Source organism: Lelliottia nimipressuralis (genome assembly GCF_004402045.1).
In the GTDB taxonomy this organism is placed as follows: Bacteria; Pseudomonadota; Gammaproteobacteria; order Enterobacterales; family Enterobacteriaceae; genus Enterobacter; species Enterobacter chinensis.
Genome location: NZ_SOMG01000023.1, coordinates 141,472 through 158,496, shown reverse-complemented (window position 1 = coordinate 158,496; position 17,025 = coordinate 141,472). Strand labels below are relative to the sequence as shown.

Annotated in this window: 15 protein-coding genes and 1 tRNA gene; 9 read left to right on the top strand and 7 right to left on the bottom strand. The window is 53.1% G+C overall.

Annotated features, from left to right (window positions below; genetic code table 11):
* The first annotated feature begins 8 nt into the window (after positions 1–8).
* The 6 genes from E3U32_RS15585 (at position 9) to E3U32_RS15550 (ending at position 7,089) form a co-directional block, all read left to right on the top strand.
* Entirely contained in the window at positions 9–1,910 is a 1,902-nt protein-coding gene (locus E3U32_RS15585) for an AAA family ATPase (protein ID WP_134349497.1), read from the top strand.
* 138 nt (positions 1,911–2,048) lie between these two features.
* Complete coding sequence (locus E3U32_RS15580) at positions 2,049–3,152, top strand: nuclease (protein WP_134349496.1); 1,104 nt, start codon at positions 2,049–2,051, stop codon at positions 3,150–3,152.
* 676 nt (positions 3,153–3,828) lie between these two features.
* A complete protein-coding gene (locus tag E3U32_RS15575) occupies positions 3,829–4,140 on the top strand; it encodes a hypothetical protein (RefSeq protein ID WP_048990848.1) in 312 nt (103 codons plus the stop codon).
* Positions 4,141–5,224: 1,084 nt separating this feature from the next.
* Complete coding sequence (locus E3U32_RS15560) at positions 5,225–5,686, top strand: hypothetical protein (RefSeq protein WP_208527917.1); 462 nt, start codon at positions 5,225–5,227, stop codon at positions 5,684–5,686.
* Positions 5,687–5,696: 10 nt separating this feature from the next.
* Positions 5,697–6,833: a PAAR domain-containing protein gene (locus E3U32_RS15555; protein WP_134349495.1), complete on the top strand. Its 1,137-nt coding sequence runs from the start codon at positions 5,697–5,699 to the stop codon at positions 6,831–6,833.
* Entirely contained in the window at positions 6,817–7,089 is a 273-nt protein-coding gene (locus E3U32_RS15550; RefSeq protein ID WP_134349494.1) for a hypothetical protein, read from the top strand. The genes E3U32_RS15555 and E3U32_RS15550 overlap by 17 nt, the downstream gene beginning before the upstream one ends.
* Before the next feature lie 437 nt (positions 7,090–7,526).
* On the opposite strand, the gene E3U32_RS15545 is transcribed toward E3U32_RS15550, so the two are convergent.
* The 4 genes from E3U32_RS15545 to rraB all read right to left on the bottom strand — a co-directional run bounded on the left by E3U32_RS15545 (position 7,527) and on the right by rraB (position 9,701).
* A tRNA-Leu gene (locus tag E3U32_RS15545) sits at positions 7,527–7,611 on the bottom strand.
* A 106-nt stretch (positions 7,612–7,717) separates the two neighbouring features.
* Positions 7,718–8,440, bottom strand: coding sequence for a topoisomerase II (locus tag E3U32_RS15540; RefSeq protein WP_134349493.1), 723 nt, complete (start codon positions 8,438–8,440; stop codon positions 7,718–7,720).
* 30 nt (positions 8,441–8,470) lie between these two features.
* Entirely contained in the window at positions 8,471–9,229 is a 759-nt protein-coding gene (gene miaE, locus E3U32_RS15535; RefSeq protein ID WP_134349492.1) for a tRNA isopentenyl-2-thiomethyl-A-37 hydroxylase MiaE, read from the bottom strand.
* 46 nt (positions 9,230–9,275) lie between these two features.
* Entirely contained in the window at positions 9,276–9,701 is a 426-nt protein-coding gene (gene rraB / locus E3U32_RS15530) for a ribonuclease E inhibitor RraB (RefSeq protein ID WP_039261087.1), read from the bottom strand.
* A 99-nt stretch (positions 9,702–9,800) separates the two neighbouring features.
* Between rraB and argL the strand changes: the two genes are divergently transcribed.
* The 3 genes from argL (at position 9,801) to xynR (ending at position 11,820) form a co-directional block, all read left to right on the top strand.
* Complete coding sequence (gene argL / locus E3U32_RS23805) at positions 9,801–9,896, top strand: putative translational regulatory protein ArgL (RefSeq protein WP_213014347.1); 96 nt, start codon at positions 9,801–9,803, stop codon at positions 9,894–9,896.
* Complete coding sequence (argF, locus tag E3U32_RS15525) at positions 9,866–10,870, top strand: ornithine carbamoyltransferase (RefSeq protein ID WP_046092339.1); 1,005 nt, start codon at positions 9,866–9,868, stop codon at positions 10,868–10,870. Before argL ends, argF begins: the two co-directional genes overlap by 31 nt.
* A gap of 191 nt (positions 10,871–11,061) precedes the next feature.
* On the top strand, positions 11,062–11,820 hold the full coding sequence (xynR, locus tag E3U32_RS15520) for a DNA-binding transcriptional repressor XynR (RefSeq protein ID WP_134349491.1): 759 nt from the start codon (positions 11,062–11,064) through the stop codon (positions 11,818–11,820).
* Between the two features lie 4 nt (positions 11,821–11,824).
* Here xynR and E3U32_RS15515 read toward each other — a convergent pair whose 3' ends face one another.
* From E3U32_RS15515 to yagF, 3 genes are all read right to left on the bottom strand, one after another.
* Entirely contained in the window at positions 11,825–13,435 is a 1,611-nt protein-coding gene (locus tag E3U32_RS15515) for a glycoside hydrolase family 43 protein (protein ID WP_134349490.1), read from the bottom strand.
* 11 nt (positions 13,436–13,446) lie between these two features.
* Complete coding sequence (locus E3U32_RS15510) at positions 13,447–14,829, bottom strand: MFS transporter (RefSeq protein ID WP_134349489.1); 1,383 nt, start codon at positions 14,827–14,829, stop codon at positions 13,447–13,449.
* Positions 14,830–15,055: 226 nt separating this feature from the next.
* A complete protein-coding gene (gene yagF, locus E3U32_RS15505) occupies positions 15,056–17,023 on the bottom strand; it encodes a xylonate dehydratase YagF (protein WP_134349488.1) in 1,968 nt (655 codons plus the stop codon).
* Positions 17,024–17,025 lie beyond the last annotated feature (2 nt).

The following is a 17,025-nucleotide window of genomic DNA, read 5'->3' as shown; positions in this document are numbered from 1 at the left end:
AGTATTAGGTGCGTATAAAATCCATTTACATTTCGCGATACAAAAACATTCAAGACTTCCAGATAGATTTTGATGATAACAGTGGCATTGATGTTTTTGTTGGGAAAAATGCAAGCGGGAAATCTAATTTTTTTGAAGCTATCATTGAGATTTTTCGTCATATTGATCAGTTTGGTCAAGAGAACAACACAATTACTTTTGAGTATCGTATATTTTACGAAATTGATAGGATTGTGACTAAAATTGAATGGACAAAGGATCGGTTGCTCATCAATGATGAGGATGGCCAACGAAAATTAGGAAAAATCCCCTTTCCTGAAAATATACTTGTATATTACACCGGGCATAATACTACTGTGTCTAGCTTAATTAGTAATTATAAATCATTATTTCAGAGAAAAATTAAAGGTGCTGATTTATCCGATTCACGTAAATTTATTGGAATCGGGCCGGATTACAAAAGTCTGCTTCTAACTCTTATTATATCGCAGCATCAAGATAATCCTGCTAGGAATTATATTCTAAATAAACTTGCAATTAGCAAGCTGGGCCTAACAAAACCTGGTACCAAAGAAGTTACTGAACCTGTCATTAGATTAAAGTTAGATCGCCCTGATTATGCTAAGGGTAAAAGAGATTTTAATATTCTGCTTAACGATGAAACGGATCGATATTGGAATGCAGTAGGCATTACTAAAAACTTTCTTGATTCTTTAACGCAATGCATATGGGATAATACTGATCAAATATCCGTTAATGAAGGTTACTTTCAAGCTGAAGACCATTACATACTGTATATATCCATAAAAAAATTACAAGAGAAATTTGTAAATCGTTGGGATGAACTTTTTCAGCAGTTTGATAACCTTAAAGTTTTAGGAATGCTTTCTGATATAACTGTACCCTTACGATTGGATTCTAATGTTGAAGGGGACATTAGTTCCTTTAGTGATGGGCAATTTCAATCGGTTTATATTTATGCAGTTTCGGAGTTTTTCAAAAATAAAAACTGTGTGACGTTACTTGATGAGCCTGATGCCTTTTTGCATCCAGAATGGCAGCATCAATTTATTAATCAAGTAAAAGAAATTAATACAATTGCGTTATGTAAAAACCACATTTTAGTCACTACTCACAGTGCTTCAACTATCGCTTCATTAGAGCAAAAAAATATTTCCGTGATATATACTGAAAACCACAAGATAAAATTCTGCAAGCAAGATAAAAACCAGGTTATTCGTGATCTATCTGCCGGAATCATCTCTTTTTCAGAAACTGAAGCCAGGTTGGTATTAAATCAATTTCTCAAAACATCTTCTGGAAATGTGCTTTTTACTGAAGGGGTCACTGATGAAATAATTCTCAACATTGCTTGGGATAAGCTAAACCCTGGACGAAACTGTCCATTTGGAATCCAAAATGCTTTCGACCGTACTTTCTTGAGAAATTTATTCTCCCGTGATGAATTGAAGCTAAACTTCCCTAACAGAAAAATGTTTGCCTTATTTGATTTTGACGATGCATATAATGATTGGAAAGGGCTTAAAGGTCTAGATATTGTTATGGACCCATATTCTGGATTAGCTAAAAAATTAAAATATGAATATCATTATGCTTTGTTGCTCCCTGTTCCCAAGGATAATGACATTAAAAAACAAGTTATTGACGAAGAAAATCAAGCATGGGGGGGGCGCGGAGGCTCGCACTTATCTATAGAACTATTGTTTTATAAAGAGGAATTGCTTGGGAAATGGTTCATAAAACGATCTTTCACCGCAGGTAGTGAAATCATAGAGTTTGCGGGTGATAAAGCTGAATTTGCTAAAACAATAGTACCGGCATTCCCAGCAGAGAGTTTTGAAATATTTAGGTCACTGTTCGATTTCATAGAGAGCAAATGCCATGCATAAATTTCTCGAGTTAGCATCATAGATACTTAATTTTTAATACCATTAAATTGAAACGATACACTCTGATCTACTTCTTTTTAAAGTAAGAGCATATATCAAAACAATAACTTGAGATTCAGATTTAAAGAGGAAGCACTAATGCCAGTTCATCATGCAATCTGGCGGATAGGGGAGAATCCCCAGCCGCTAACTATCAGCAAACTCGCCAGCGAGCAACTGCTGGAGAAGATGATTTTAAACGACCCCACTATCCTCTCTGATCAGTGGATGATCATCGGCCATCAGGAAAATACGCTCGATAAAGGGCGTATCGATCTGCTGGCGATTGCGCCGGATGCCTCGCTGATCCTGATTGAGCTTAAGCGTGACCGCACACCGCGTGAAGTAGTCGCGCAGGCGCTAGATTACGCTTCTTGGGTGGATGATTTAACCGCCGATCGCCTGTCGCAGATTTATGAAAAATTTTCTGGTGGCGGAAATCTAGGCTCGGCATTTAAGCAACGCTTTAATACCGAACTGGAAGAAGAGTCGCTCAATCAGTCGCATCAAATCATTATCGTGGCGGCGGAGCTGGATCCCTCCACCGAGCGTATTGTCGATTATCTGAGCAAGAATGGCATCTCGATTAACGTTCTGTTCTTTAAAGTGTTCCAGCACGGTGACGAACAGTTCTTAAGTCGTGCCTGGCTTATCGATCCGAGCGAAACGCAAACAAATGCCGCGCAGGCCACTGCCGGAACAAGTGCCAATGCTAAGGAACCCTGGAATGGCGAGTTTTATGTCTCGTTCGGCGATCCGCAAAGCCGCGTCTGGGAAGAGGCACGTCGATATGGCTTTATCAGTGCGGGTGGTGGAAGCTGGTATAGTCAGACTTTAAAACAGCTTCAGCCGGGCGACCGCGTTTGGGTAAAAATCCCAGCAACGGGTTACGTTGGAGTCGGTATTGTTCAGAGCGCAGTTGAACCAGCCAGCAGCTTTACGATCAAAACGGAACACGGCGAAATGCCTGCAATAGATGTTCTTAAATACAGCGATCTATATCGCCAGAATGCAGACGATCCCGACAAATCAGAATATTTTGTTCCTGTGGAATGGCTGGAAACCCGATCCGAACTCGAAGCGGTGAATGAGGTAGGTTTCTTTGGCAACCAAAACACGGTTTGTAAACCAACGACTCCCAAATGGCGTTTTACTGTGGAAAAATTGAAGCGCTATTTCACGCAATGGGATACAGAGAAATAAGTTGTAAAAGAGACGTGAAAAGTCCTTCAAAGTACTGCAATCCCTGCAAAGTAAGGCGTGTTGAGCGCCTTACTTTGCAGGGATTGCAGTGCCAGAAAGCATCAAACATATGCCATAATTACACACTTTTTCGTTATATTAACTCTCTAGAGAACCTCAGGGCATCGCATCCGTAACTGGCGTCTTACGGTACGGAGCCTGTCACAGCTCTTACAACCTACGAGATTAATTATTCAGGGCAATAACCCGCCATTTATATTTAAGCCATACACTACTCGGTCAGTATATTCTTGGGGCGCTATATGTCGACCAGGCCACAAGTGAAAAATTCACGCCTCCGCAGAATCTGAATTGCACACGGCAGTGCGCAAAACCGACGGCGCAGTAGACCGCCCAACTAACCCTAAAAATCTCTCCGCTTTTCCTTAAAAATCCATGCATGCATAACTTGCATGGATTAGCATGCGATTTACCGACACAAAATTCATCGTCAGCACCACAATAGGTAGGCCTGAAGGCTATTCATGCGCATGCTGCGCAGGCGTGGTGGGGGCATCCAGATAACAATAATTAAAAATAAGTTTTGACTTCGCAATGTTTGTTTAAATGCTGCGTCGATCACACACAATAACCTACTAATCGTGAATATTATCTAAGTAACTACAAAGGAGAGTATATGCGCGATAAATTTATTGATGCGATTCATAGTCGCTCTAAAATCATGTTAACTTTTTATTCAAAAGAAGATAACGCGACAATCACGAGATTAACCGCTCCTATGGACTTCGGCCCTAGCCGTAGAGCACATGATAAAAGTGACAGGTTTCATTTTTGGGATTACGAAAGTGATAAAAAAAATCATGTTCTCAGTTTGAGGCCTGAAGCTATTAAATCTCTAGTGGTAATCGCTCAAAATTTTCACCCGCAAGAGTTTGTTAGCTGGACACCCAACTGGTTTATCCCCAGAGATTGGGATCAATACTCTTAATTATATGAGGCTACTAAGGTAGCCTTTTAAATTTATGCATCACAGTGAGGTAACGCTATTAAGTTCCAGATACTCGATTATGATTTACAAAAGAGATACGCATAATATTCTGATTTAAATAAACTTTATTATCTTCCTTCAAAAGCCTTCAGATACAAACCATCGCATCAGCCATTTTATAGATTTTGTTTTTTTAGTGTAGATTTAGATCAGGCTACCATTCAGCTTTATTTGGGGGCACAGTTCATATCGAAGTTAAAATGCCCCCTATGTTATCCGCATTTCAACGGGCATCCATGGAAGACTTAGGATGTAAAATCACTGTGTGCATTCATTTTTAAGGGTAATTGGACTTTCTCAGATGGTCTTGGAAGTACTAACGGAGCGACGGCCGGACTCGAACCGACACGTATTTCTACGGTCGTTCGCTTGTCTGGCAAGCTCCTCTAATACTCTGAATAAAATGCAAAAACAGGTAATAACGTCGACATTTCACACTGTTCAAAATCAAGTGCAAAAGCCCTGACAAAATTACTGGGGTTAACATGATTTACAAGCGAGATCGTTACTTAGTTTTAGCTCCTGTGTGGGAATAAAAGGAACCATAGGGTGTCATTCTTTTCGCAGGTTTTCTGCAACGCAGGTATGGAGAAATCCAATGGCAACCTTGCCTTAGCTATGAAAGCGCTTAACTCTTCAGACCCTAAAGTGACCATGAACTATTTGAAGATTGACACTAAGAGCGTGGGCGCTGCCTTTGCAAACATATTGGGGTGATTAACATGAAATGCTTGTTTGTGCTGACGCTGGCTCTACTGCCAGCCCACGCCTCCACAGGGATCAGACAGATGAACAGGAGATAGGCAACGCGAAGGTGTGTATCTACAGCAACGCCAACCTTACGGAGACTGTGACGATCAGACCGTCCGAAAAGTGCAAATACACTAGGACATTCAAGGAGGACTAACCCCCTTTACGGGTTGTTACGAAACACAGTTTCGCTTAAGTATAATACTTATTGTTAATGTGGTTATTGTTTGTAAAATAGCCGCTGAAATTATTTCCATAGCAAGTAGAGGGACCTATGAAGCAGTACACCAACGAACTTACACCTGAAATGCTAGCAGCTTTTGACGAATCACCATTTACAGCCGAACAACTCGCCGCAATGAACGATGAATCCCGTTCTCTCATCGAAAAACAAAACGCCTACAATCTCGCTCATCCAGTTACAGCAGCTTATCTGATCGCTACAGAGGGCAGCTTGACACGTAATGGTGGGAAAGTTTTCAGTGAATATAACGGACGGCAGATCAAACTTGATGACGGCACAATGCTAAATGTGTCTCGAGTTGGCGATGAAGTGCGTTACCCAGATGGAACGTCCGCGAAGATCTCCAATGGTGCGGGAAACACACCAGGCGAATCAATCGCCCTTGTTGGTAGCTTGCTGGATAACGGCGATGAAATTATTAGCTGCCCACAAAATGCCGGAAGAAGAGTAGTCCGTGCAGGGGAATCGTTGCCAGAAAACTTTCTGAAATAAGGCGGTCACTATGGCATCGGTTAACAGAGGCTGCACAGTTCACGGTAAGAACGTTGGTCTACAAGGAGATAAAACCTCTACAGGCGCACAATGTATTGCCGCCCGCCCCGGTATGTCTGTTATGGGCTTGTGGAAACTCTACATCGGCGATAAGACCACTCCTTGCCCGAAATGCGGGAAAGTGGGGGTAATTGTTAGCGGTGATCCTCGTTGCTCAAATAGCGTCGCAGTCGCCGTGGATGGTGCGGAAATCCGCTGCGGTTGTCCACAGGGTACTAATTTTCTTATCGCGCCTGGCACAGTTGAGGTGAATACCCCTTCCTGGGCGATAGCGCCTGTAGAGCCAGTGCAGCACGCACAGGTAGCGAAGAAGCAAAACAGCTTTGCTAACACCTGCAAGCCAGAAGATAATCCGTTATTGAACGGCGTTTACATCTGGACAGAAATCACCGATGCAGGACACGCTTTCGTTTCCGTACATCAAGACAATTCGATTTATCTCTATACCTATGGTCGCTACGGCAGAACAGGCCCAGGGAATTTAACTGGTGACGGAATTTTAAACTTTCTGCAAGGTGAAGATGCGAGGGTTTACTATAGAGCAGAGCTGTACCGGATGGGCGCAAGAGCGTTTCGAATAGATGATGCTGATCCGACAAAAACAAGGCAGTTCTTTGAAGATCTTTGGAATAAGGGTGAACCAGCGATTCGCACATCGGAAATGAAAGAAACAACCCAACGCAGAGGCCGCACAATTGATGAGTACGACGTAACAGGAAACAACTGTACCACTCACTCTGTTGAAGGGATTAAGTTTGCTGGTTCAAGGGTATTCGAGCACAACTACACATCTACTACGACGCAGATTCCTATCGAATCCGCAGAAGATTTCACAATCCCTGTCTCATTGCAGCGTTATCTTGAGTCAAAAAGTTCTGACTTCTCATCAATGACAGTTGTTGAAATGACAGGCGAGTTTAAAAAAATGTATCCCAACAAGGACAATTTGCCGCGATACCAAGAGTCACCAAAGGGTAAAGTTCAGCACATTGCAGCCGAAGCAGCGGCTACAGGCGATTCATTATCACAGTATTCCAGCGGTACTTTTGGCGGTGTATTAGGTGGATCTTATGACGTTGACGAATAGGACTAAAACCATTCTCCGATGGGGAGGGATTTGCATTGTCAGCTTGGGTTACTTCTTCGGTCTGTTTGTCGCCTCACAAGCATTCGCGGTTTTCTCTGAAAATCAGACTCTTGTCTCAAATCCTGTTCCATTAAAAGAGTATTACCAGGCTGTTGATTCACTTGCCCAAGCTACAAGCGGTGTTTTTGATGCGGCAATTTACGGTTTCGTGATTTGCGTCCCTCTGATCCTGCTCATCTTCAAGAAAGTGAGATGACCGTCAAAGGCTGGAGAGATCCAGCCTTTCCCCTCCTCACTGATTTTAGACAATACAAGCCTAATGCCGTTGGAGGTAAGACAACGCGCGGAGCCGTTAGGCGACTTCACCAGGGAGTGTCAGATAGTGAAGTTTATCAGGATGACCATGTACCCGAAGGAGCGAGGCCGAATCGCTGGCAGAGCCTGCATTTCGTGTGCAGGTACGAACACCACAATAAACCTGTTTATTCCCTGCAACGTCATAGCATTCGAGTTCAGTCAGTGTTCAATCGGTACCTGTTTGACGCCTGGAACTACATGTCGCTATGAGTTAACATCCCAATTATCACTATCAACCACAGCGGCTTTTTCAAGGGACATAACAGAGCATTTCTTACAAGCAAAAGAGACAGATTTAATCGTCTAACCAGCTGTAATGTAAGGAATTTAGTGACTTGGTGCCGAAGGCCGGACTCGAACCGGCACGTATTTCTACGGTTGATTTTGAATCAACTGCGTCTACCGATTTCGCCACTTCGGCACTGAAGGGGATGCGGAAACGTTGTGGATTATACCTGTCGCGCGCCGCCATGCAAGCGACGACGCGCTAAACCCGCGCTAAGTGCCCAAAAAACCAGCGCCCTTCGTCACTCCAGCTCAGACACCGCCAGGCGAATCACACCCGCCGCCTTCTGCTCCGGCAGCGCCAGCACCTTCGCCCACATCTCCTGCACCATATCGCAGGAGAGCTTCTCTTTGCCCGCCGCCTTCTCCGGCATCTGCAGCAGCTGGATGTCCTCGCCGTACTTATCGGCAAGTGCCTTCATAATCGGTCGCACATCCTCGACAGCCGCCTCACGTTCGGCGGGGGTCACGGTGTGGCGGTTTTTGCCGTAGGCCGCGCGCATCATGTCGGCGTCGGCCTGCATGCGCCGCGCCATCAGGTCTTTATCCAGCATGCGCATCGGGTTGATGCCGCCCTTCACCATCGGGTAGAGGAAGCGGAAACAGGCGTCGTCGCTCACCTTCTGGATGGCGGCGGTCTGCTCCATATTGATGGTCATGTAGTTCACCACGTTGGCGTCCGGGGCGTTTTGCAGGCGCGTCATCTGCAGATGCAGGATCTGCGGCTGGATGGTGTCGATAATCTGCTGCTCCGGCTCGCCCGCTTTTTGCAGGGCAGCCATCTGGTCGAGGATGCGCTGATGCAGCGCGGGCTCCTGTTCCTTAATCACCTGCCAGGCGGGCATCGCGTTGAGGGCGTTATCCATCTGCCGTTCCGGGGCGCGCTGCCTGTCGAAAAACACCCAGAACGCCACGGCGGCAGCCGCAATGACGACAATCACAATACGGGTCCACGTTTTATTCATCTCGCATCCTTATCCTTGAGTTATGCCGGTTTACACCGGCACGCCGCTGTGGAAGCGAAACTCGGTGTCCGGTGTCGAGATAAGTGTGGCTTCAATTTCGCCAAAAAGCTTTATACGCGGTGAGATATCGTCGTCGCTCACCTGCTGGGCGAGCGTCAGGTAGTCCTGATAATGACGCGCTTCCGAGCGCAGCAGCGAGAGATAGAACTTCTGCAGGTCGTCGTCGAGGTACGGGGCCAGCGCGGCGAAGCGTTCGCAGGAGCGGGCTTCGATGTAGGCGCCGCAGATGAGCTTGTCGATCAGCGTCAGCGGTTCGTGAGTGCGCACTTCCTTCAGCATCCCTTTGGCGTAGCGGCTGGCGGTGATTTTGACGTACGGAATATCGCGGGCCAGCATCGCCTCGCGCACCTGCCAGAAGTGGTGCAGCTCTTCTTTAATCAGCAGCACCATGCTGTCGATGAGCGCCTGGCCCCACGGGTCGTCGGTTTTGGGCATCACGCTTTTGCCAATCTGCTTGTGCAGGGCGATGAAGTCCGGCTCCGGGCCGTCGCGGAAGGTGAACTGCTCGTAGGGTTTGAGCCAGTCGAGCAGCGCGTCGGCACCGCTTTCGTCGGCGACGTATTTGCGCACGAGTAATAACGCGGTCTGGGCGGCCTTGAGCTCGCACACCATGTGGTCGGTGAGCAGCAGCGGCAGGTTCGCCGGGTCGCGGGCTTTATCAATCCATGCTTGCGGGGTCGGGCACTGGAGGAAGTTGAGTACGGGGGCGAGTATCTGCGGGTAATCCATGGTTCTGCCTTGAAAAAGCGGTGGCGCGCGCCACCGCCTGAAACGCTTAGTGACGCACGCCGTCGTCGTCTTCGTCGACGAAATCTTCGTCGTCGCCTTCTTCGCCGTCTTCACCGTTCGGATCTTCGAAGTAGGTTCCCCAGCCGTCATATTCCACTTCAAACTTCTCGGCAAGGTTCATCAGCTGTTCTACCTGCGCGTCGATCAGCTCCGCCTTCAGCGCGCCTTCGCTCAGGATGTCGCAGCAGATGACGGTGTCGCCCTCTTCCACTTCCAGCTCTTCCGGCTCGGTCACTTCGTAACCCAGCTTGAAGGCCTCTACCGCCAGTTTTTCCAGCGCGTCGAAATCATCCGCAGAGAAATGGTGCTCGATGGTGTACAGCGCGTCCGGATCGCTACCGTCTTCCAGCAGTTCTTCAATAATCAGACGCGTCTCTTCGCGTTGCTCTTCCAGGTGTTCCGGGTTTGCCATGGCTCAATCCTCTTTAAAGTGCGGCAGATACTTCTATTTTCACACACGGACGGGTTTGCCTCCACCTTTGTTGGAAAGATTTGTGAAACGGGGTTGCAAATGAATAATTACACATATAAAGTGAATTTTAATTCAATAAGTGGCGTTCGCCATGTGAGGATAAAATGTCTGATCTGTACAAGAAACACTTTCTGAAATTGCTCGACTTTACCCCTGCACAGTTCACTTCTCTGCTGACCCTTGCCGCACAGCTCAAAGCCGATAAAAAAAATGGCAAGGAAGTACAAAAGCTTACCGGTAAAAACATCGCGCTCATCTTCGAAAAAGACTCAACCCGTACACGATGCTCTTTCGAAGTTGCCGCATTTGACCAGGGCGCACGCGTTACCTATTTAGGGCCGAGCGGCAGCCAGATTGGGCATAAAGAGTCAATTAAGGATACCGCGCGCGTGCTGGGGCGGATGTACGACGGCATTCAGTACCGCGGTCACGGTCAGGAAGTGGTCGAGACGCTGGCGCAGTACGCGGGCGTGCCGGTGTGGAACGGGCTGACCAACGAGTTCCACCCGACGCAGCTGCTGGCGGACCTGCTAACCATGCAGGAGCACCTGCCGGGCAAGGCGTTTAACGAGATGACGCTGGTCTACGCGGGCGATGCGCGCAACAACATGGGCAACTCGATGCTGGAAGCGGCGGCGCTGACCGGGCTGGATCTGCGCCTGGTGGCCCCGAAAGCCTGCTGGCCGGAAGAGAGCCTGGTGGCGGAGTGCAGCGCGCTGGCCCAGAAGCACGGCGGGAAGATCACCTTGACGGAAGACGTGGCGGCGGGCGTGAAGGGCGCGGACTTTATCTATACCGACGTGTGGGTGTCGATGGGCGAAGCCAAAGAGAAGTGGGCGGAGCGGATTGCGCTGCTGCGCGGGTATCAGGTGAATGCGCAGATGATGGCGCTGACCGGCAACCCGGACGTGAAGTTCCTGCACTGTCTGCCGGCGTTCCATGACGACCAGACCACGCTCGGCAAGCAGATGGCGAAAGAGTTCGACCTGCACGGCGGGATGGAAGTGACGGACGAGGTGTTTGAGTCGGCGGCGAGCATCGTGTTCGACCAGGCGGAAAACCGGATGCATACGATTAAGGCGGTGATGGTGGCGACACTTGGGGAGTGATCTTCTCTCCCACTTTATTGATTCTGCGCGCTCTTTTTGCCGGGTGGCGCTGCGCTTACCCGGCCTACAAAACCCGTAGGCCCATGCAAGCGAAGCGCCGCCGGGCGGATCAGGCCGGCTCCATTTCATTGATTTTTCACCCCGAAAAAGGTACGTTTTCGCCTTAATTCCAGCGTGGACATGCCAGCATTATGCCGATTATTCAGTCTGTTGAACGTGCGTTGCAGATCCTCGACCTGTTCAACGAGCAGGCCACCGAGCTTAAGATCACCGACATCAGCAAGCTGATGGGGCTGAGCAAGAGTACCCTCCACTCGCTGCTGAAAACCCTGCAGCTTCACGGCTATATCGATCAGAACCCGGAGAACGGCAAGTATCGCCTCGGCATGAAGCTGGTCGAGCGCGGCCATTTTGTCGTGGGCTCCATCGATATTCGCCAGAAGGCGAAAGGCTGGCTGACGGAGCTGTCCCAGCGGACCGGGCAGACCACCCATCTGGGGATCCTGGACGGGCGTGAAGGGGTCTATATCGAGAAGATTGAAGGCAAGCTGGCCGCTATCGCCTATTCGCGCATCGGCCGCCGCCTGCCGGTTCACGCCACCGCCATCGGCAAGGTGTTGATTGCCTGGCTGGGCGAGGCCGAGCTGAACGCCCTGCTGGAGGGGTATCAGTACACCACCTTTACGCCCGCTACTCTCGCCTCTCGCGAAGCCTTAATGAGCGCCCTGGCGCAGACCCGCGAGCAGGGTTACGCCCTGGACAGCGAAGAGAACGAGCAGGGCGTGCGCTGCGTAGCGGTGCCGGTGTGGAACCATGAGTCCCGCGTGATTGCCGCCCTGAGCCTGTCGACGCTGACCTCACGCGTGGACGACGCAGAGCTGGCTAATTTCCGCGAGCAGCTTCAGCAGGCCGGGCTCCAGCTGTCACGCGCGCTGGGCTACCCGGCCTGAGCCGTCAGGCCGGCTCGTAGGTGAAGTAGTCGAAGTCCGCGTGGCAGCCGTCGCCGCTGATGTCCTCGCAGTGCAGTCCCACAAACGCGCCGGTAAAGAAGCCGCGCCCGCCGATGTAGTCGTCCGATAGCTTCCACGCCTCATACGTTACCGGCACGGTGTGCCACGTCTCGCCGTCGAACGAGTAGCTGTAGCGGTAGACCAGCGTATCCACATCCACCCGCAGCCAGACGCTCTCCGCGCTCTCCGGCACCGGAATGGGCTGCTCGTGCAGCGGCCACGACGGCACGTTGTGGTCGAGCTGAATAACCTTAATCGTTCTGCCCTGCCCCTCCTCGTAGTCCACAAAGCAGTAGCTCCAGTTTTTGCTGTTGTAGTAGCAGGTCAGCCCCGCGCTCTGCTGGAAGTGGACCGGCGAGAACTGCATCCGCGTTTCTGAGCGGAAGGTGAAGTGCTGCCAGCGGCGCGCCACGGTCGACTGGGTGAAGGTCGAGTTGAGCGAGTCGTTGCCGTAGAGCCGTAAGTAGCCCGGGCGCGCGGTGAGCGAGCCGAGGGTGTCGTCGAACGGAATGCGCAGGGTCTGCAGCTCCGGGTCGAGCGAACTGGCGTCGAAATCGTCCCGCCAGCCGTTCTGAACGGTAGCGGGCTGTTCCACCACCTGCGGACCTTTCACGGTCAGCTGCGCGTGCTTGCCGCCTTCCACGTACGGCCAGCCGTCGCGCCACTCAATGCGGGCGATACCGGTCTCGCGGCCCAGCGGACAGTAGCCGCGCCCGCCGGAGGCCAGCAGCGGCACGCCGGGCAGGCGCAGCGGGCGGCTGGTGAGGTAGGCCATGTACCATTCTCCCGTATGGGTCTGCAGCAGCGAACCGTGGCCGCTCTTCTGCAGCGGGTTCTCCGGCAGGTGCCAGCTGGTCATCATCGTCACGTCCGGGTGCAGCTCGTACGGCCCGTCGATGTTTTTTGAACGCAGCACCACGACGGCGTGCTCGTAGCTGGTGCCGCCCTCGGCGACCATCAGGTAGTACCATCCCGCGTGGCGGTACAGGTGTGCGCCTTCGGTGTAGCAGAGCGGCGTACCGGTAAACAGGGTTTTGCGCTCCGGCGAGAGCGTGCCGGTCTGCGGGTCAAACTCCTGCATCACGATGGTGTTGTGCGGGTTGCTGTGGTGGCGCGGCCCCCACGGGCGGTAGAGGTAGTACTTGCGGCCATCGTCGTCGTGGAACAGGGACGGGTCAAACCCGCCGTTGCCCATCGGGATCGGCTCGCTCCACGGGCCCTCGATGGAGGGCGCGGTGACGAGGAAGTTGCGGCCGTTTTTCCACGGCGAGTCGACAATCTTCACGTCGGTATAGAGCAGCCAGAACCGCCCGTCGGCGTAGCTCAGGCACGGCGCCCAGATGCCGCCGGAGTCCGGGTTGCCCTTCATGTCCAGCATCGACACGCGGTCCAGCGGGGTGCTGACCAGCGACCAGTTTTTCAGGTCGCGGGAGTGGTAGATGCGCACGCCGGGGAACCATTCGAAGGTCGAGGTGGCGATGTAGTAGTCCTCGCCCTGGCGGCACAGGGACGGGTCCGGGTTGAAGCCGGTGAGTATCGGGTTAGTGATTTCCATATTGCCTCCGGTTAATGGGATGCGGCTGTCGCGGCGTCAGGAACGGCCTCGCCCTGTGCCGCGCGATGCTTGATCAGCTGCTGGCTGATGGCCTCCACGCGGGCGTCGGTGAGCTTGTAAAACGACAGCATGATGAACATGCCCGCGTAGAGCACCACGGGCACCACGCAGAACAGAATTTTGATGGTGGTGAGCACCTCCACCGGCTGCACGCTGCTGCTGGCGGAGTAGTTCACGTACGCCAGGATCCAGCCCACCACCGCCCCGCCAATTGCCAGGCCAATCTTCAGGCTGAACAGGTAGGTGGAGAACACCAGCCCGTCGAGGCGGCGTCCGCTGCGGCTCTCCTCGTAATCCACCACGTCAGAGGCCATCAGCCACTGCAGCGGCGTGGTGGTGTTAAAGACGAACAGGAACAGAATGTTGAGGGCGAAAATCAGCGCGATGTGCTCCGCCGGGGTGACGAAAATCAGCAGGCTGATCAGCGAGTAGGCGACGATGATCCACTTGAAGGCGGTGACGCGGTCGAAGCGGCCCAGCAGTCGGGAGGAGCAGAGCGAGCCGAACATGGTGGCGAGGCTGCCGTAGAGTAAGAACTGGGTCGCCATCTCCGGGTGATCCATCACGTATTTCACGAAGTAGAGCGTCGCCCCGCCGCGCACCACGTTAGAGCAGGTCGCCATCATCTTGAATGCGCACATGATGCGCCACTGGCCGTTGCCCAGCAGCAGCCTGAGATCTTTCGCCACCGACGAGCCCGGCTGCACCTCAAAGGTGTAGCGCTCTTTGGTGGTGAAGAAGCAGACGTAGAGCAGCACCACGCCGCTCAGGCCCAGTACGCACATGGCGCCGAAATAGCCCACCTGCTCGTTCCCTTTGCCGATGATGCTCACCAGCGGCAGCGCGATGCCGCTGATGGCGAGCGAGCCCGCCGCCGCCAGGAAGAAGCGCCAGGACTGCAGGGCGTGACGCTCTTTCGGGTCGGCGGTAATGACGCCCGGCATGGCGCAGTACGGCACGTTAACGAAGGTGTAGACCAGGGTCAGGAGAATGTAGGTCACGCAGGCGTAGATGATTTTGCCCTGCGCGGAGAAGTCCGGCGTGTAGAAGGTCAGCACGCAGACAATGCCGAACGGGATAGCGCCCCACAGCAGGAACGGGCGGAACTGGCCGTGCCGCGTGCGCGTGCGGTCTACCAGCAGCCCCATCAGCGGGTCGGTCACGGCGTCGAGCACGCGGGAGACCAAAAACAGCGTGCCCATAATCCCCGCCGACAGGCCGAAGACGTCGGTGTAGAAGTAGGCCAGCAGGAACATCGTGGCCTGCCAGACGAAGCCGCAGGCGGTGTCACCCAGCCCGTAGCCAATTTTGTCTTTCATGGTTAATTGCGTCATCAGAATTACACCCTTATGTAGTGTGCTGAATTACAACATCGTGTTAATGGAGTGTAATGAGCTGTTCAATTAACCAGCAATGGTCATATCTTATTTTTGAATTACGTTATTTTGCTTTTGTGACGCCAACGATATATCACAACTTATTGTTTATATTAGAAAATTACAGACACGCGAAAACCGTCCGCGGAATATTTACCGCAGACGGTTTTATCTCATAAAATAATTAAATGCCGAGCGCTTTTTTACCGGCGTTAATTACCTCAATGATTTTATCGGTGTCATAAATACAGCCTTTCCAGGTGCCGCCGCTTACCGACTGCAATGCCGCCCACAGCCGGGTATCGTCCGGCAAAAAGTCGTGGGCGTGCAGGTCCGGGTGCGTCTGCCTTACTGCCAGCTCGCGCGCGCCCTCTTCCGGCGTCAGCGGCTTTTCCGCCGTGCCGATAAAGTTGACGCTGCCCGTCAAGGTCAGACGGTCGACCGCAATCTCGATGATGTCGTTGTCGCGCAGCTTGCCAATCGGCCCGCCCGCCAGCGCCTCCGGCGACACGTGGCCGAAGCAGGCGCCCGTCGACACGCCCGAGAAGCGCGCATCGGTGATTAACGACACCGTCTTGCCCCACGAGATATGCTTCAGCGCAGAGGTGAGCTGGTAGGTCTCTTCCATGCCGGTGCCGGACGGCCCGCCGCCGATCACCACCATGATATCGCCCTGCTTTATCTCTTCCCGCTTGATGGCCTTGATCGCCTGCGCTTCCGAGACAAACACCCGTACCCGGCCGGTATGGCGGTAAACGCCATCGTCATCCACCACCGACGGGTCGATCGCCGTGGCCTTGATCACCGATCCTTCCGGCGCGATGTTGCCCGTCGGGAAGCAGACCGTCGAGGTCAGCCCTTTCGCTTTTGCCTTCCCGGGCGGCAGGATCACGTCATCCGGATCCACGCCGTCCTGCTCGCGCAGGCACTGGCGGAAGCGCTTACGGCGCTCGGACGCCTGCCACCAGTCGAGGTTCTCGCCCACCGTCTGGCCGGTGACGGTCATGGCGTCCAGATGCAGCAGGCCGAGATCGCGCAGGTGGAGCATCACCTCCGGCACGCCGCCTGCGAGGAACGCGCGCACGGTCGGATGATAGTCCGGGCCGTTGGGAAGCACGCTCACCAGGCGAGGCACCCTGCGGTTAACGCGCGTCCAGTGTTCAACGTCCGGGATCGTGCAGCCCGCCGCGTGGGCGATGGCCGGAATGTGCAGCAGTAAATTGGTGGAGCCGCCGAACGCCGCGTGGATCACCATCGCGTTTTCGATGGCTTTATCAGTGAGGATATCGCGCGTGGTGATGCCGCGGTTATCCAGCTCGTTCACCGCCCGCGCCGACTGACGGGCGATCTCCAGCCACACGGCCTGCCCGGACGGTGCCAGCGCGGAGTGCGGCAGCGCCAGACCGAGCGCTTCCGCCACCACCTGTGAGGTGCCTGCCGTGCCGAGGAACTGACAGCCGCCACCCGGCGACGCGCAGGCGCGACAGCCCAGCTCGGCGGCCTCCTGCAGTGAGAGTTCATGGTTGGCGAAGCGCGCGCCGATGGTCTGTACCTTGCCCGCGTCTTCCCCCACGGTCGGCGGCAGCGTCGCCCCGCCAGGCACCAGAATGGTTGGCAGGTCGTGCATCGCGGCCAGCGCAATCATGGTGGCGGGCAGCCCTTTATCGCAGGTCGCCACGCCGATCACCGCCCGGCGCGTCGGCAAGGAGCGGATCAGGCGGCGAAACACGATCGCCGCATCGTTGCGGTACGGCAGAGAGTCGAACATGCCGTGCGTGCCCTGCGAGCGCCCGTCGCACGGATCGCTGACGAAGGCCGCGAACGGGATCCCGCCGTTGCGGGTGATCTCCTTCGCCGCCGCCTGCATCTGCATGCCGATCTCCCAGTGCCCGGTGTGGTAGCCCAGCGCGACCGGGCGTCCGTCCCCGGCGCGGATCCCGCCCTGGGTACCGATAATCAGCACCTCTTTGCCAGTCAGCTTGTTGGCGTCCCAGCCCATCCCGGCGTTCTGGGTCATGCCGAACAGGTTGCCGCTGGGGGATTCCATCAGCATCTGCGGGGTCAGCGGCAGCGCGCCCTGCGGCCCCGCCGCGTGGGTAATGACGGCATAAAACGCATCGTCCTGCGGGGTGAAAATTGTCTCGATGGTCATGG

Coding starts and splice junctions, on each gene's coding strand:
- E3U32_RS15515 (WP_134349490.1), bottom strand. CDS start 13,435: ATGGAAATCACTAACCCGATACTCACCGGCTTCAACCCGGACCCGTCC.
- E3U32_RS15560 (WP_208527917.1), top strand. CDS start 5,225: ATGAAGCAGTACACCAACGAACTTACACCTGAAATGCTAGCAGCTTTT.
- xynR (WP_134349491.1), top strand. CDS start 11,062: ATGCCGATTATTCAGTCTGTTGAACGTGCGTTGCAGATCCTCGACCTG.
- E3U32_RS15550 (WP_134349494.1), top strand. CDS start 6,817: ATGACGTTGACGAATAGGACTAAAACCATTCTCCGATGGGGAGGGATT.
- argL (WP_213014347.1), top strand. CDS start 9,801: ATGAATAATTACACATATAAAGTGAATTTTAATTCAATAAGTGGCGTT.
- miaE (WP_134349492.1), bottom strand. CDS start 9,229: ATGGATTACCCGCAGATACTCGCCCCCGTACTCAACTTCCTCCAGTGC.
- argF (WP_046092339.1), top strand. CDS start 9,866: ATGTCTGATCTGTACAAGAAACACTTTCTGAAATTGCTCGACTTTACC.
- rraB (WP_039261087.1), bottom strand. CDS start 9,701: ATGGCAAACCCGGAACACCTGGAAGAGCAACGCGAAGAGACGCGTCTG.
- E3U32_RS15555 (WP_134349495.1), top strand. CDS start 5,697: ATGGCATCGGTTAACAGAGGCTGCACAGTTCACGGTAAGAACGTTGGT.
- E3U32_RS15540 (WP_134349493.1), bottom strand. CDS start 8,440: ATGAATAAAACGTGGACCCGTATTGTGATTGTCGTCATTGCGGCTGCC.
- E3U32_RS15575 (WP_048990848.1), top strand. CDS start 3,829: ATGCGCGATAAATTTATTGATGCGATTCATAGTCGCTCTAAAATCATG.
- E3U32_RS15510 (WP_134349489.1), bottom strand. CDS start 14,829: ATGACGCAATTAACCATGAAAGACAAAATTGGCTACGGGCTGGGTGAC.
- E3U32_RS15580 (WP_134349496.1), top strand. CDS start 2,049: ATGCCAGTTCATCATGCAATCTGGCGGATAGGGGAGAATCCCCAGCCG.
- yagF (WP_134349488.1), bottom strand. CDS start 17,023: ATGACCATCGAGACAATTTTCACCCCGCAGGACGATGCGTTTTATGCC.